Below are 15,365 nucleotides of genomic sequence, written 5' to 3'. Positions count from 1 at the left end.
CGCGATGCAAACGGGGAGCTAGCCGGTCCCGCCGTCCCGAACATCCACGCCGACATGGGCAGCAAGCGCCGGGGCCAGTCGCGTGAGCTGAGCTGGCGAGATCGTGCAGCCCCGCAGATCGGTCGGTGAACCCACCTCCCCGAGCTCGGTGCCCCGCAGATCCACATCCGCCAGGCTCGCGTCCACGGCGACGAAGCGGTCGATCCGGCATGACCGGAATGCCATGCGGGCCACCTCGGCCAAGCCCAGGTCGAGCTCGTCGATGATGCAGTCCTCCGCCACGACGTCCTCGACGCGCGAACCACGGAGGTTGACGAAGCCGAGCCGGAGCCCCCGGAGATGGACACGGAGCAGATGGGCATCGTGAGCATCCAGGGCCCCGACGCGACCGCCGTCGAGGACAACGTCGCGGACCCGTGTGCCGACCAGGGCAAGGCTGGTCCCGGACATCTCGATGACTCGGCCATCCGCCAGCAGGGCGTCGGTGACAGTCGCACCGTCAAGCGTCGGGGTGTCCAGTTCGAACCGGGTGAGGCGGACGTCTCCCAGGCCCGCGCCCGCGAGGTCGGGCTGGGGAAGCCGCACGCCGTCCAGGTCATCTCCGGCTCGGAGCGACGTCGCCACCCTCAGCTCGACCGGCACATCCGGTTCGACGGGCGCGGGTGCCGTGGGCCCCTCGCCGTCATGCCCGTCGCGCGTCCTCACCGGCCCGACTGTACGTGGCCGACAGGCACACCAGCACCACGCCATCAGGCCATCTGCGGAAGACGAGGACGAACTCCCTTGACCCTCACGCGACGTCAGGCGTCACAGTGATCCCATGAGCACCACACCACCACCGCAGATCGACCCGAACCTCGAACCGCCACTCCTCGGCAACCACGACGGGTTCGACGTCTACCCGATGCCGAGCTTCCTCTCCGTGACCTGTGCGGACGTGGCAGCGGCAACCCGCTTCTACGTCGACATGCTGGGCTTCGCCGTCATGTTCACCGGCCCGGACGTCGGCGGCGTTCCCATGGTGACGCACCTGCGCAGGCAGAAGTACCAGGACGTCCTTCTCAGCCCGTCCGCGCCACACCAACACCGGCCCGCCATACCCACCTTCACGGTGGCCGACGTCGACGACATCGCAGACCGGCTCGCCACCGGCAACCCCGGTCCAGACGGCTCTCCGCGACCGATCGACCAGCCCTGGGGAGCCCGTGACCTGACGGTGACCGACCCCGACGGCAACACGTTGGTCCTGACCCAGGCCCAGTCGGAGCACACCGGGGAGACCATCGACGAGGTGATGGAGCGGGCCGCAGGGGACCGGAAGCCCTGATCGGCGCCCGAATTGGACACCGGCCACTCCCTACCCTGAGGGCCATGGCCGACTTCTACGACGCCCTCACCGATGACCACATCGCATTCATCGCCGCCCAGCCGATGTTCTTCGTGGCCACGGCCGCACCCGACAGCCGGATCAATCTCTCCCCCAAGGGGTACGACGCGTTCCGGGTGATCAGCCCCACGCGGGTGGCCTACCTGGACCTCCGCGGCTCCGGCAACGAGACCCACGCCCACCTCGTCGCCGACGGGCGGATCACGATCATGTTCAACAACTTCGGCAGGACGGCCCGGATCATGCGGCTCTACGGCTCCGGCACACCGGTCCTGCCACAGGACGAGGAGTGGGACGACCTGGCCAATCACTTCGACATCCTGCCGGGGACGCGCCAGATCTTCGACATCAGGGTCGACAGCGTCCAGACCAGCTGCGGGTACGGCGTCCCCGTCATGGAGCTGGCCGAGGAGCGGCAGACCCTCGTGAAGTACCACGGGAAGACGACCGAAGACGAGTGGTTCGCCAAGGTGAACGCGACCACGGAGAGCATCGACGGTCTCCCGGTCCGTACAACTGATCGCTTCTTCGAGGTCTCGAGCTAAGGGACGACGGCCAACCGGCCGCACATCTGAGGGGGTGGACCCGATGTGGCCGGGGTGCCTTAGGGCTGACGGTGGACGTGTTCACACATGTCTATCTGAGGGGAATCCCGATGAACACGTCAACCCGACCAACCGGGGTCAGGGGTGCTGCGCTGGCGGCCATCCTGATCCTGGTGGCAGCACTCATGGTCGCTGCCGCTCCCCCGGCCAGCGCCGCCACCTTCACGGTCACGGCCAACCGGATCACCAACGCCCCGTCTGACGACCCGAAGCCTGACGGCTGCGGTGCCAATGACTGCTCGCTCCGCGAAGCCGTGATCGCCGCCAACGCGGCCATCGCAGGACCGAACACCATCACGTTCGAGACCACAGGCACCGTCCAACTCGTCCGATCAGGGCTGGAGCAGAACGACGCAACCGTCAATGATCTCGACATCACCAACGATCTGACCATCCAGGGTCAGGGCGTCACCGTGCTGCAGGGCTTCCCGAGCGCGGGCTCGTCGACTCGTGCCTTCGAGGTCCAGGGTGTCGTCGCAACCATCGAAGGCCTGGCCGTCACCGGCGGGCGCTGCCGCTGCAACGGTGGTGCGATCTTCATCGCCGGCGGCGGTGACCTCACCCTCCGGGACACCACGTTCAGCAACAACCGGGTCCTCTTCAACGGCGGCGCCATCGCCACGGAGGGCTTCCAGCGGCTGATCGTCGACGACTCGCGATTCGACGACAACCACGCCGGCCTGCCCGACCGCGAGCACGACGGCGGCGGCAACGGTGGTGCGATCGCGCTGGTCCAGTCCTCCGAGGGGACGGCCCGCATCGACGACAGCGACTTCACACGCAACTCCGCGCAGTTCGAGTTGCGCGAGGACGAGAGCGGCCTCGGCGGCGCGATCTTCACCGATGCCACGCCGCTCCTGGTCGTTGGCAGCTGGTTCGAGGACAACGGTGCCCGGGACGGCCGTCTCGTCACGCTGGCCGGAGGTGCCATCCTGGGCAATTACGAGTCGGCGGTCGTCGTCACCGACTCGACCGCCATCGGCAACGCGGCGACGTACGCCGGCGGTGGCATGGGCTTCGTGGGTGACGTCGGAATCAACCGATCCGCTCTCATCGACAACGTCGTCACGACGACACCGATCGGCGACGTCACCATCCAGGGAACGGGCGGTGGTCTGCTGGTGGATCTCGGCTTCGCACTGGTGAACAACACCACCGTGCACGGCAACACCTCTCCGTCGGGCGGGTCGGGCATCCAGATCGGGGTACCTGAGCCCCCGCGGGATCTCCCTTCACCCACGTCGGCGAGCGGCTTCCTGGCCACACCAACAGCGGGATTTGCTGGCCAGGAGGGTCCATTCCCGCCACTGGGCCTGGAGCACGTCACCGTCACGGGCAACTCAGGACCCGGCGCCGGCGTGTGGGCCGAGGCCGAGCGCGGCACGGTGTGGAACAGCTCGATCGTCGCGGAGCACGACCGCAACTGTGGTGGGCCGGGCCTGCACATCTCGGGCAACTACAACATCGACTCCCGGTCTGACTGCAACTTCGTGAACACCGCGGATCTGTCCGACACCGACCCCGTGCTGGGTCCGGCGGGCCCGAACGGCGGCCCCGCGCAAGGAGCGACTGCCGGTCAGCAGACCATCAGCCGGGTCCCGCAGCCAGGCAGTCCAGCCCTGGACTCCTCAGGGCCCAACATCTGCGGCGGGCCGATCATCGACGACCAGCGGCAGGTCGCCCGGCCCCAGGGTCCGGCCTGTGACCGTGGGGCGGTGGAGGCCACGCCGGAAGATCACGACGACCCGGATGATCCGGGCAACCCCGACGACCCCGGCAACCCCGACGACCCCGGCAACCCCGACGATCCGGGCAACCCCGACGACCCCGACAACCCCGACGACCCGAACGACCCGAACGACGACGTCCTTGGCGACCAGACCCCGACGCCAGGCGGTCCCGGCTGCGACGCAACGGACACACCGACCGACTCCGCTGGTCCGGTCATCGGTGACGGCATCACCCGCATCGAGGGACTGAACCGGATCCAGACCGCCATCGTCGCCTCCCAGGCCATCTGTGGTGACGGCCAGGCACCGGCGGTGGTCTTGACCAGGTCCGACCTCTTCCCGGATGCCCAGGCCGGCACTCCGCTGGCCGTACAACTCGGAGCGCCCCTGCTGCTGTCCAGCCCGGTCAGCCTGGACCCCGACACCGAAGTCGAGATCCAGCGCGTCCTGCCGGTCGGCGGCACCGTCTACCTCCTGGGTGGCACCGTGGCCCTCTCCGACGAGGTGCAGCAGCGCCTGGCGGACCTCGGCTACACCACGATCCGGTACGGCGGCATCAATCGCTTCGAGACGGCGGCCATCATCGCTGCGCGTGGGCTGGGTGATCCCGGCACGCTGCTGGCCACCAACGGCGGTGACTTCGCCGACAGCGTCGTGGCCGGGGCAGCAGCTTCGACCATCCGCGATCCGCTCGGCAACGTCGATGCGGCGGTGGTGCTGACATCCGGGGCCGACGTCTCGCCCGAGACCGCCGCCTACCTGGCCGCGCGGACCGACAGCCCGGCGATGACCACCGTCGGCGGCGCTGCAGGCCAGGCCTACCCGGCCGCGCCGGCCATCAGCGGCCCGACACGGTTCGACACGGCCGTCGACGTCGCGGAGAGCTACTTCACCGATCCGAGCATCGTCGGCATCGCCCGAGCTGACGACTTCGCCGACGCCCTCACCGGCGGAGCCGTCGTCGGCCGACCCGAACTGGGTCCTGGCCCGATGCTGCTCACCGACACGAGCACCCTACCCACCCCGGTCGTGGACTGGCTGACGGATAACGCCGACGACATCGACCGGGTTGTCATCTTCGGTGGGACGGCGGCCGTGTCAAGTGAGGTCGAGGCCGCAATCCAGGCAGCACTCGACGGTGCTCCCTAAGGCCGACACCGCCCGGTCGGCAATCGCCGTCCGGGCTACGGATGCAACACGCTGTCCAGCCTGCCGGGCACCAGCACACATCGTGCGGCGCCTGGTGCTGGAGAGCACCGACGGACCGATCGAACACGCCAGGGTGTGGTGTCCGCGTGGGGGCCACTGGTTCCTCATGCCGGTTGCCAAGCTGCGCTGAGCCCTCACCCCCCACCGGCCGCGGCGGGATCGTCCAGCAGCCCCAACTGCTGGCCGACCGCCGCGGCTTCGACGCGTCCCGGCACATCCAACTTGGCCAGGATGTTGGAGACGTGCACGCTCGCCGTCTTCGGGCTGATGACCAGCATCTCGGCGATCTCGCCATTGCTGAGCCCCTGGGCGACCAGCCCCAGGACCTCCGTCTCACGCGGTGTGAGTGGTGAACTGGCGGAGGGCGGCGCCGTCACTTCGTCGGTGCCGACCAGGCGAAGACGGGCGCGCCGGGCCAGCAACTCGATGGCGTCACGCAGGCCGGCGGCGCCGAGGTCGGTGGCGGCCACGTGGGCGGATCGGGCCACGGCGCCGGCCTCGGCCCGACCGATGCCGGTCGCCACCAGCGCCTCCGCATGACGGTAGCCGCAGTAGGCAACGAGATACGGACGCTCGAGCGTCCTCCACCAGCCCTCGGCGTCAACCCACGCGGCCGCGACGTCGACGTCCGCGGTACTTCGGGCGAACTCGGCCTGCGCCGTCGCCGACCACGCATCCGCGTCCAGCGTGACGGACGTGGCCGCGTCCGCGGCGGCACGTGCCCGATCGAGGAACGTCCGGGCCTCCTGCAGCAGCGGCTCGGTCGGCTCCCCGTTGGCCCGGCGCAGCGGCAGCAGGTCCCCGACGGCCTGCAGGCCGACCGCCGCCAGTCGAACCTGCTCGGGGGCATTGCCACGCTCCAACGGGACCAGCAGCGCGTCGGCCACACCGTTGACGGCCAGGTCCGGGTTGCCCTCAGCCAGGGCCACCTCCGCGCGCAGCCGGGTCCAAGCCGGCTGCCACCGCGGCTCATGGGCCACTCGGGCGGCAGCGTCCAGGGCGAGAGCGGCTCGGTCCGGATTCCCCTCGAGGAGCTCCAACTCGGCGCTGACCAGCAACGGCAGCTCGACCCAGTACGCCCCGGGCGAGCGGAGCGCGGGAGCCAGGGTGGTGCGGGCGTCCTCCCAGGCCCCCGTACCCAGGCAGGCCCAGGCCCGGTGAGTGCGAATGACCAAGCCATCGGAGTGCGCGACACCGAGCCGCTCTGCCACCTCCAGGCCGTCGTCTGCGATCGCGACCGCGTCGTCCAGACGGCCCGCCAGCCGGAGGATGTCGCTGCGCATGCGATACGTCCGCGTGACGTCACTCGGCGTTCCGGCCTCGGCGGCCAGATGGTCTGCCGTCTCCAGGCACTCGATCCCCTCCTCGAGCCTACCGAGATAGGCCATGCACATCCCCATGGCCGAGAGCGCGCGGATCGCGGAGCGGGGATCCTCCGTGGCCCGGGCGAGTTCGAGCGTCTGCGTCGCCACCGTGAGCGCTTCGCCGTAGCGACACGACAGGGTCAGGAAGATCGCGGTGGTCGCCAAGACCTGGGCACGGGGGACCGAGGGTGCGTCACCGACCAGATCAGCCGCACGAGCCAGTGCCCGACGCCCCGCATCCCGATGTCCGACATCGAGGCTGTAGCTCCCCAATCGTTCGTGGAGCAGACCCAACGTGACACCGTCGGAGGCAGGATCCAGGCTCGCGATGGCCTCCGTGACCAGCTCCACCGCGTCGCCACGACCGCTGGCGTTGGCCAGCTCGGCCGAGTGCGCCAGCAGACTGGCACGGTCACGTCCTGCCAGGGCGATCGGGTCCTCGACCTGATCCCACAGATCGATGGCCGTCCGGATGTGCTGGAGGGCATCACCCAGCGCTCCAACTCGTTCTGCTTCGGCCGCGGCGACCAGGGCTCCGGTGAAGGCCGGTTGCCACAGACCGGCAAGTCGGTGGTGCCGTGCCAGCTCGCCGGCACCCAGCGGGTCGAGGTCTGCCTGGTGCCCTGCGAGCACCTCCGCGATCCGACGGTGCAACGCCTCCTTCTGCCCCGGCAGCAAGGTCTCGTAGACGGCCTCACCCAGCAGCGCGTGCCTGAACCGGTAGGTCCCCGCCTGGCGTTGGACCACCAGCAGGCCCGCATCCACGGCCTCTCGCAGCGCGGTCCAGAGTTGGTCCTCTGCGGTGGTGACCAGCTTGGCCAGGACCCTCGGGTGCACGTGGCGCCCGATCGCCGCGGCCACCCGGAGGATGCGCTGGGTCTCGGTGGACGTTCGGTCGAAGCGGGCGAGCAGCGTAGCCCGCAGGCCGTCCGGCAGGCCACCACCACCATGGCGAGCTGCTGCCGCCAGCTCTTGGGCGAACAACGGATTGCCTTCGGCACGGGCGGCGATGGCGGCCACCGTCTCGTAGGGCAGCTCCTGGGGTCCGGTGCCGACGATGATCACCTCGATCTCGTCGTCGCCCATCGGCGGCACGGTCCGGATGGCATCAGGATCTGCGCGGGTGATCGCCGCTCGGAGCTGGGCGAGGGCTGCGTCCGCCGGACCCGGAGGCCGCATGGTGCCGACGACGCCGATCGCCAGCGGCTCCAGCGGTCCGACGAGGAACGTCAGGAGATCGATGGTCGACGGGTCGGCCGCGTGGACGTCCTCGAGGAGGAGGACCAGACCCGCATCGTCTCTCACGACATCGAGGGCCCGAAGCACCTCCTCGAACAGACGGAGGTGGCCCAGGGCTGCGACCGCGTCGGTTGTGGGCGCCTCCTCGGGTGCACCGATCAGAGCCGCGAGACCGCGGCTGGTCGACAGCAGATCCGCGCGTCGAAGCTGCTCCCGGACCGGCCGCAGCATCTCGACGAAGGGGAGGAAGGGCAGGCTCACGTCGACCAGGTCCAGGCAGCGACCGGTCAGCACCCTGACGCCGCGGTCCGACAGGTGCTCGGCCAACTCCCCCACCAGGTGGGACTTGCCGATGCCCGCCGGTCCCTCCAGCAGGGTCACGCCGGCCTCCCCGCGCAGCGCCCGCTCGACCCGCTCGATGAGGTCGGCAGCAACCTGATCCCGAGTTGGAGCGACCGGGGAACTGCTGTCTGGAAGCCGTGTGTTCATGGCCGAGCCCGAATCGTAGCCACCGGTGAACCGCGAGGTGCACCCGTGCGCGTACGTCCTCGTGCCATGATCTCACCGCACCGCCCTGCCGATTGAGCATGGCAATGCGTGAGCCGCCCGGCACCATGTGCGCGGACCAGTATGAGCTCGAGCGAATCGGTGGTTGTGGCGCGCGCCAGTAGCGGCGGGCTATTCGGCGCGGGCCTACGTCTGATCATGCGGCAGCTGCGCCGGGCCCCCAAGGAGTTCGCCTGGGGCATGGTCGGCACGACGCTGTACGCCGGCGCAACCGTCGTGTCCTCACTGGTGATCGGATGGGTGACCGACACGCTGCTGTTCCCGGCCATCGCCGAGGGGGCGGTTGGCACGGCCGCACTCGCCACGGGTGCCATCGCGGTCATCGGGGTGTCGATGGTCCGCGCGGTCGGGATCGGCCTCCGCCGGGCTGGCGCCTACAGTGCGCAGTACCGGCTGCAACAGCGTGACCGGGTCGAGGTCACCGACCGCTACCTGAGCCTGCCGATCGAGTGGCACCGCCGACACCCGACGGGCCAACTGCTGGCCAACGTGAACGACGACGTCGAGGCCGCCTCCTTCATCGCCGCCCCACTCCCCATGGCAGTCGGCGTGATCGTCATGCTGATCGTGACGGCGGTGCTGCTGGTGTCACGCGATCCCTTCCTGGCCTTCATCGGGTTCGTCGTCGGTCCCATGCTGGGTGCCGCAAACTACGTCTATCAGCGGAAGATGCGCGTGGTGGCTGCGGAGGCCCAGCGGCAGCGTGCGCAGGTGTCGGAGACCGCCCACGAGTCCTTCGATGCGGCTCTGGTGGTCAAGACCCTCGGTCGCGAGGGTGCCGAGGCCGACCGCTTCGGCGGCCACAGCGACACCCTCCGCGACCGGCTGATCGAGGTCGGTCGCCTGCGTGCCGTCTTCGACCCGGTCATGGAGGCCCTCCCCAACATCGGCATCCTGCTGGTGCTGTTCGTCGGTGCCCGCCGCGTCGCGGCTGGTGCCATCACCGTCGGAGACTTGGTCACGTTCGCCTATCTCTTCCGTCTCGTCGCGCTGCCGATGCGCGTCTTCGGCTGGCTGCTCGGGGAGCTGCCACGCGCCATCGTCGGGATGGAGCGCATCGACTCGGTCCTGGCCGAGACCGGCCACGTCCGGTACGGGACCGACCGAACCGACGGGTCGGGTGGCGCGCGGGCTGACGCCGACGACCTCAGCTACACCCACCCGGACACGGCCTATCAGGACCTCGGCCGGCCTGTTCCGTCACGCGCCGACGGGGGTCAGGCCGCCCAACCAGACCCGACGGGAACCCGGGGTCTGGAGCGCCTCGATCTGGACATCACCGCCGGGACCACGGTTGCGGTGGTGGGACCGACCGGATCGGGCAAGACCACCATCGCCCATCTGCTGGCCCGCCTCTTCGATCCCGACGATGGCACGATCCGACTGGATGGGCGACCGCTCCAGGACCTCGACCGTGGCGCGCTCGCACACAACGTGGTGCTGGTCTTCCAGGAGGCCTTCCTGTTCGACGACAGCGTGGTGGGCAACCTGACGCTCGGCGCCGACCTCCCCACCGATCGGATCCACTGGGCCGCCCGGACGGCCCGGGCCGATGGCTTCATCGCCGAGCTTCCGGATGGGTACGAGACCCAACTCGGCGAGCGCGGCGCCAGCCTCTCCGGCGGACAGCGACAGCGGATCGCGCTGGCCCGGGCCCTGCTCAGACAGCCGCGGCTGCTGGTCCTCGACGACGCCACCTCGGCCGTCGACCCAGCCGTCGAGTCCGAGATCCTCCACGGTCTCGCCGAGCTCGACACGACCGTGGTGCTCATCGCGTACCGCCGCTCCTCGATCAGCCTGGCCGACGAGGTCATCTTCGTCTCGGGGGGTCGCGCCGTCGGGCGAGGCACCCACGAGGAGCTGTACGCCGCCCACGCGGGCTACCGCGACCTCATCGACGCCTACGACACCGACGCCCCGGAGGCGTCGACCGGGGCCGGGCGATGAGCCGCAGTCTGGTCGCCGATCCGGAGGAGCTCGAGTCGACCGCGAAGGCGGAGGAGGCCACGGCGTGGGACACCATCACGCGCGGACTCGCCCTATCGCCTGAGTTGCGGGTCGGGCTGGGCGTCACGGGTCTCCTGGCCGTGGTGGCGACTGCTGGACGGGTGATCGTTCCGATCCTGGTGCAGCAGATCCTGGACCGTGGGTTCACCGTGGATGCCGACAGCGTGGATCTCGGCGTGGTGACGCAGTTGGTCGCCGCGGGTGGTGCCGCGGTCCTGCTGACGGCGTTGGCGACGGGCGTCATGAACCTCCGGCTGGCCACGGTCGCCGAGACCGCCCTATCGAACCTGCGGCGTCGGACCTTCGCGCACATCCACGATCTCTCGATGCTGCACCAGGCCAGCGAGCAGCGCGGTGTCCTGGTCGCCCGAGTCACAACCGACATCGACCAGATCTCGCGATTCATGCAGTGGGCCGGCCTGCAGCTCATCGTGAACGTCGGTCAGGCCACCCTGGCCCTGCTGGTGATGGTGGTCCTGCAGTGGCAGCTGGCGCTCGCGGTCGTGGCGGCGGTGCCGGTCATCGCCGTGGTGATCCGACTGTTCCAGACGCGGTTGGACACCGCGTACCTCGTCGTTCGGCGCAAGGTCGGCCGCATGCTGGGCATCCTGGCCGAGACGGTGGTCGGCGCCCAGGTCATCCGTGCCTACGGCGTGGAGGATCGCACCCGCGAGCGCCTCGACGACGCCATCGCCGACCATCGCAGCTCCGCGGTTCGGGCTGGATGGCTCTCCGCCGGGTTCAGCGGCGCTGGGGAGCTGATGAGCTCCATGGTGATCGCCGGGGTTCTTGTCGTCGGCACCGTCCTCGCCGTGAATGACGTCACCACGGTCGGGCGCGTCGTCGCCTTCCTGTTCCTGGCCCAGCTGTTCGTCGAGCCCGTCCAGGCGTTCGGGGAGGCGGTCAACGAGGCCCAGAACGCGGTCGCCGGGTGGCGCCGGGTCATCGGCATCCTGGATCTCGACCCCGATGTCGCGGACCCCGGACACGACGGCGACGACCTGCCCGCCGGACCCCTCGACGTGCACTTCGACCACGTCGACTTCGCCTACCCACGAGCTGCCGGTGGTGCCGTCGGGCAGGGACCGCAGGTGCTGTTCGACGTCGACGTGCGGATCGCGCCTCGATCGAAGGTGGCGGTGGTCGGTGAGACGGGGTCCGGCAAGACCACGTTCGCCAAGCTGCTGACGCGTCTGATGGATCCGACCGGCGGGACGATCCGATTGGCGGGCGTGCCGCTGCAGGAGGTCCGCTTCCCGTCGTTGCGGGATCGGGTCGTGATGGTGCCGCAGGACGGCATGTTGTTCTCCGGCTCGATCCTCGACAACGTCCTCATGGGGGATGCCGACGGCGATCCTGACGACGTGCGGCGGGCCTTCGCCGAGTTGCAACTGGACGAGTGGATCGAGGGGCTTCCCCAGGGACTGCAGACCGCTGTGGGTGAGCGGGGTGACGCTCTCTCGGCCGGTGAGCGGCAGCTGGTCGCCCTGGCCCGCGCGTACCTGGCCGATCCGGATCTGCTGGTGCTGGACGAGGCAACCTCGGCCGTCGACCCGGCGGCGGAGATGCGGTTGCAGCGGGCCCTCGCGGGTCTGACCGAGGGCCGGACGACCGTCACGATCGCCCATCGGCTGTCCACAGCCGAGCAGGCCGACCGGGTGCTGGTGTTCGACCGCGGGAGGATCGTGGAGGACGGCCCGCACGGGGAACTGGTGGCGGCGGGGGGCCTCTACGCCGGCCTGCACCGCGCCTGGCAGGCCGGCACCACGTCCGGCGGGTAGAGCCACGGCACGTGTGTCACCTCTGAGCGCCCCACCACGCAGACCCGACACACCCACGTGGGCCGGGCCACGGCCCGGCTACGCGCCGACTGGTCTGGTCCAGCCGTGGGCGTCCTCCGCCTGACCCCGCTGGATGGCTAGCAGCGCCTCACGCAGCTCCCGGGTGTGCGGACCCATCTCGCCGTCGCCGACCTCGAGGCGCTTGCCGTCGATGACCAGGTGACCGATGGGGGCCAGGACGGCGGCGGTGCCCGAGAGCACCGCCTCACATGCACCGGCCTTTCCGGCCAACTCGTCGACGCTCAGGTCCCGCTCCTCCACGGTCAACCCGTGATCCGCGGCCAACGTCAGGACCGAGTCCCGGGTGACACCGTGCAGGAAGCTCGCGTCGAGCGCCCGGGTGACCACCGTGTCGCCGGCGATCATCAGGAAGTTCGCGGCGCCGGTCTCCTGCACGATGCCGCCGGGGGCGAACAGCACCTGATCGGCCTCGTGCTCGGCCTTGGCCTGCAGGGTCACGCCCAGCGCCATCGCGTAGTTCGCACCGGTCTTGATGCGGCCGAACTGGGGCGTGGTGCGTGGCAACTCCGTCTCCACCGCCACTGTCAGCGTTCGGGAGGAGTCGAAGTAGTCCCCCACCGGCGAGGCCAACACGTACAGCAACGCCGTCGATGACGGCCGCGCAGCCGCCCCGATGTTGGGTTCGGTTCCCAGCAGCACCGGTCGCAGGTATAGCGCGCCGGGTGCGTCCGGCACGTCGTCCAGGTTGGCCGCGACCACGTCACTGATGAGGCCACTGAGGAGGTCGGCGGATGGCACGGGCAGCATCAGCAGCTCGGCACTGCGGCGCATCCGCTCGACGTGAGCGTCCAGGCGGAAGATCCGGGTGACCCCATCGGCACCCTTGTGGGCCTTCAGGCCCTCGAAGCACGACGAGCCGTAGTGCAGTGCGTGGGCAGCCGGGCTCAGCGTGAGCTCTCCCGTGTCGATCAGCTCCGGTACCTCGAACGAACCCTCCGCGAAGTGGGTGATGCCCATGCGCCCGGCGAACACCGATCCGAATGCTGCTGCCATGTTCGTGCCCTCCTGATCTGTCGGATGGTCGTCAGACCCGGACCCTACCGCGCCGTCGCGTGACCACTTGGACGGCCACTGCCCGGGAGGTGTGCGCTAGCCCGACGCCTGCTGGATGGCCGCTTCGCTGTCGTTGCCGAGCGCCAGCCAGCCCCGCGTGTCGATCAGCTCACCCCACTGGAAGCACTGCTCGCAGTCGCCGAGCACGTAGGTGTTGTCGGTGAAGGTGATCTGGTCGCTGTCGTACAGCTCATCCTCGCCCGTGTCGACGTAGAACGCGACGGCTCCCTCGCTGTTCGCCTCGACGTGGTTGTCGGAGAAGACGAGGCCTTCGATGGTGTAGGTCTCGCCGGTCTCCTCCGACTCGCGGCGGTAGTGGATCCCGGAGAACTCGATGGCGTTGTCCTCGAAGCGGTTGTCCGTCACCACCGCATCCGACACGGCCGATACCGACAGGCCGGCCCCCAGCCGTCCCGCATTGGGGCCGAAGCCGTTGTTGCGGAACGTGTTGGAGGTGATCTCGGCCCCGAATGAGGCTTCGATGAACATGCCCATGACCTCGTTGTGCTCGGCCAGGTTGCCGATGACCGCGCTGTCGTAGGTGTCGATGTCGAACCAGATCCCAGGTCCGCCGTTGTGGTGGACCCAGTTGTTGATGAACGTGAAGTCGCGGACGTAGAGGAACTTGGTGCCGCTCGCCTCCCAGAACCACTCGAACTGCAGGCTCGCGTTGTAGGCGATCTCGGTGTTCTCCACGCGCATGCCGCTGCCACGTTCCCCGCGGACACCCATCTGCCCGTTGTTGCTGACCAGCGAGTCACGCAGCTGGGCACCATCACCCAGCCGCACGCCGACGCCGTGGTTGTCGGTGACCGTCAGGTTCGACAGGTCCCACCCGGGACCGTCCGCCTGGATGGCACCGATCTGTGCCCGAGTGGCGTAGCGGGTGACGGTCAGGTCCCGGATGGTCACATCGGCCGCTTCCGACCGGATGCCGTCGTCCAGCACCGACAGCTCGAGGCCCAGGTACCGACTCGGCGGGTCGAACATCAGGATCTCATCGGCGTCGTAGTCGAAGAACCACTCGCCGGGCTCGTCGACCTCGGCTCGGGTCGCGACGTGCTCGAGCCGCTCGACGCCGCCCCACAGCTCGTGCTGCGCGGCGTGGCGTTCGAACCCGTCGTAGGTGGGGCCGTGGAAGAAGGGCTCCTCGGTTCGCTCCCCGCTCACCCATCCCTCGTCGGTCTCGGAGAAGTCCTCGGTCGTCAGCTCGACCGCGCCGCTGAGGACCGCACCCGGTTCCCCGACGATCGTGTCGCCGTCCTTGGGTGCGATCGTGTGGCCACGATGGACGCCACGACCGACGAGGTAGGTCGTGCCTGCCGGATTGGCGGCGACGATGGCGGCCAGGTCCTCCTCGGGGGTCACGCGGACGTACTCGCCGTCTAGGAAGCCCTCGGGGACCTCGGGGCCGGTCAGCAGGGCCAGGACGTAGCCCACGGCGGCCATGCCCAGTCCGATCACGACAGCGCCGATCACCACCGCCCTGGTCGAGCTCATGCGGCCGCCACGTCGACCTTTGTCGCGGCTGCCGCCGTCCGGGTCACGACCTCGACCACCATCTCGGGGTCATCCGGCATCGGGGTGTGTCCCAGACCCGGCAGTGCAACCAACCGGGAGCCGGGCAGTGCCTGGTGCCAGCGACGACCCTGGCGGGGGAACAGCAGCCGGTCGCGGGTCCCCCAGGCGATCGTCGTCGGGACCTGTGGCGGTGGGAGATCCTGGACGACCAGCGTGACCGCATCCAGGGTGTCGTCGAACCCGTCTGCTCGGGTCAGCGCGGCAGCCGAGAGTCGCGCATAGCCGGGTGTCAGCCGCTCGGGGTGCCCGAAGACGAGGCCGTAGAGCACTCGTCGCCCGGCGTCGGTGTCGACCAGGAGGGGCACGGTGCCCAGCGTCGGAGCGATGCGCTTGATCAGCCGGAGCATCCGCGTGGCGTAGGTGCCCTCCCAGCCGACGATCTGTCCGCCCGGGGAGAGCGCGGTGACCGACAGCGCCCGTCCGGCCGCGCCCAGGTGGAGGCCGATCAGGCCGCCGAGTGAGTTGCCGACGATGTGGGCCCGGTCCCACCCGAGCACGTCCATGACCGCCGCACACCAGGTGGCCAGAGCACGGTCGTCGGGCGTGTGCGGGAGCGGTGGGGCGCCGCCGAACCCGGGGAGGTCCAGTGCGCAGACGTCGAAGCGCCCAGCCAGAGCGGGCAACACCGGGTCCCACCCCTCCTTGCAGTGCCCCAGGCCGTGGACGAGCAGCAGCGGCTCGCCCGATCCCAACCGGATGAGGTGATCGTCGATGTAGGCATCAGAGACTGCGGCACCGTCCATGGGCACCGAGGATACGTG

10 protein-coding genes are annotated in these 15,365 nt (G+C 69.6%); 5 read left to right on the top strand and 5 right to left on the bottom strand.

The window, feature by feature from the left end; genetic code table 11:
• Positions 1-18: 18 nt before the first annotated feature.
• The gene (locus C1746_RS14575) at positions 19-705 is read right to left on the bottom strand and encodes a pentapeptide repeat-containing protein (RefSeq protein ID WP_116715263.1); all 687 of its coding nucleotides are present in this window, start codon (positions 703-705) and stop codon (positions 19-21) included.
• Positions 706-820: 115 nt separating this feature from the next.
• Here C1746_RS14575 and C1746_RS14570 point away from each other — a divergent pair, with 115 nt between their 5' ends.
• From C1746_RS14570 to C1746_RS14560, 3 genes are all read left to right on the top strand, one after another.
• The gene (locus C1746_RS14570; protein ID WP_116715262.1) at positions 821-1,327 is read left to right on the top strand and encodes a VOC family protein; all 507 of its coding nucleotides are present in this window, start codon (positions 821-823) and stop codon (positions 1,325-1,327) included.
• A 44-nt stretch (positions 1,328-1,371) separates the two neighbouring features.
• Positions 1,372-1,932, top strand: a complete 561-nt coding sequence (locus C1746_RS14565) for a pyridoxamine 5'-phosphate oxidase family protein (RefSeq protein ID WP_116715261.1) — start codon at positions 1,372-1,374, stop codon at positions 1,930-1,932.
• A 110-nt stretch (positions 1,933-2,042) separates the two neighbouring features.
• Positions 2,043-4,871 (top strand): cell wall-binding repeat-containing protein, encoded by a 2,829-nt coding sequence (locus tag C1746_RS14560; RefSeq protein ID WP_116715260.1) that lies wholly within the window; start codon positions 2,043-2,045, stop codon positions 4,869-4,871.
• A gap of 194 nt (positions 4,872-5,065) precedes the next feature.
• Here the strand turns inward: C1746_RS14560 and C1746_RS14555 are convergent, their stop codons facing one another.
• Positions 5,066-8,023 carry a helix-turn-helix transcriptional regulator gene (locus C1746_RS14555; protein WP_116715259.1) on the bottom strand — a complete coding sequence of 986 codons (2,958 nt, stop codon included), beginning with the start codon at positions 8,021-8,023 and terminating at the stop codon, positions 5,066-5,068.
• A 141-nt stretch (positions 8,024-8,164) separates the two neighbouring features.
• Here C1746_RS14555 and C1746_RS14550 point away from each other — a divergent pair, with 141 nt between their 5' ends.
• Together C1746_RS14550 and C1746_RS14545 are read left to right on the top strand one after the other, a co-directional pair.
• The gene (locus tag C1746_RS14550; RefSeq protein WP_116715258.1) at positions 8,165-10,048 is read left to right on the top strand and encodes an ABC transporter ATP-binding protein; all 1,884 of its coding nucleotides are present in this window, start codon (positions 8,165-8,167) and stop codon (positions 10,046-10,048) included.
• Positions 10,045-11,889 (top strand): ABC transporter ATP-binding protein, encoded by a 1,845-nt coding sequence (locus C1746_RS14545; RefSeq protein ID WP_116715257.1) that lies wholly within the window; start codon positions 10,045-10,047, stop codon positions 11,887-11,889. Before C1746_RS14550 ends, C1746_RS14545 begins: the two co-directional genes overlap by 4 nt.
• 78 nt (positions 11,890-11,967) lie before the next feature.
• Here the strand turns inward: C1746_RS14545 and ilvE are convergent, their stop codons facing one another.
• The 3 genes from ilvE to C1746_RS14530 form a co-directional block, all read right to left on the bottom strand.
• A complete protein-coding gene (gene ilvE / locus C1746_RS14540; RefSeq protein ID WP_116715256.1) occupies positions 11,968-12,963 on the bottom strand; it encodes a branched-chain-amino-acid transaminase in 996 nt (331 codons plus the stop codon).
• Positions 12,964-13,059: 96 nt separating this feature from the next.
• Entirely contained in the window at positions 13,060-14,523 is a 1,464-nt protein-coding gene (locus C1746_RS14535; protein ID WP_116715255.1) for a right-handed parallel beta-helix repeat-containing protein, read from the bottom strand.
• Entirely contained in the window at positions 14,520-15,347 is an 828-nt protein-coding gene (locus tag C1746_RS14530; RefSeq protein ID WP_116715254.1) for an alpha/beta fold hydrolase, read from the bottom strand. Before C1746_RS14530 ends, C1746_RS14535 begins: the two co-directional genes overlap by 4 nt.
• Between the last annotated feature and the right edge of the window lie 18 nt (positions 15,348-15,365).

Source organism: Euzebya tangerina, assembly GCF_003074135.1.
Lineage (GTDB): Bacteria > Actinomycetota > Nitriliruptoria > Euzebyales > Euzebyaceae > Euzebya > Euzebya tangerina.
This window is presented reverse-complemented; position numbering and strand designations above follow the sequence as displayed.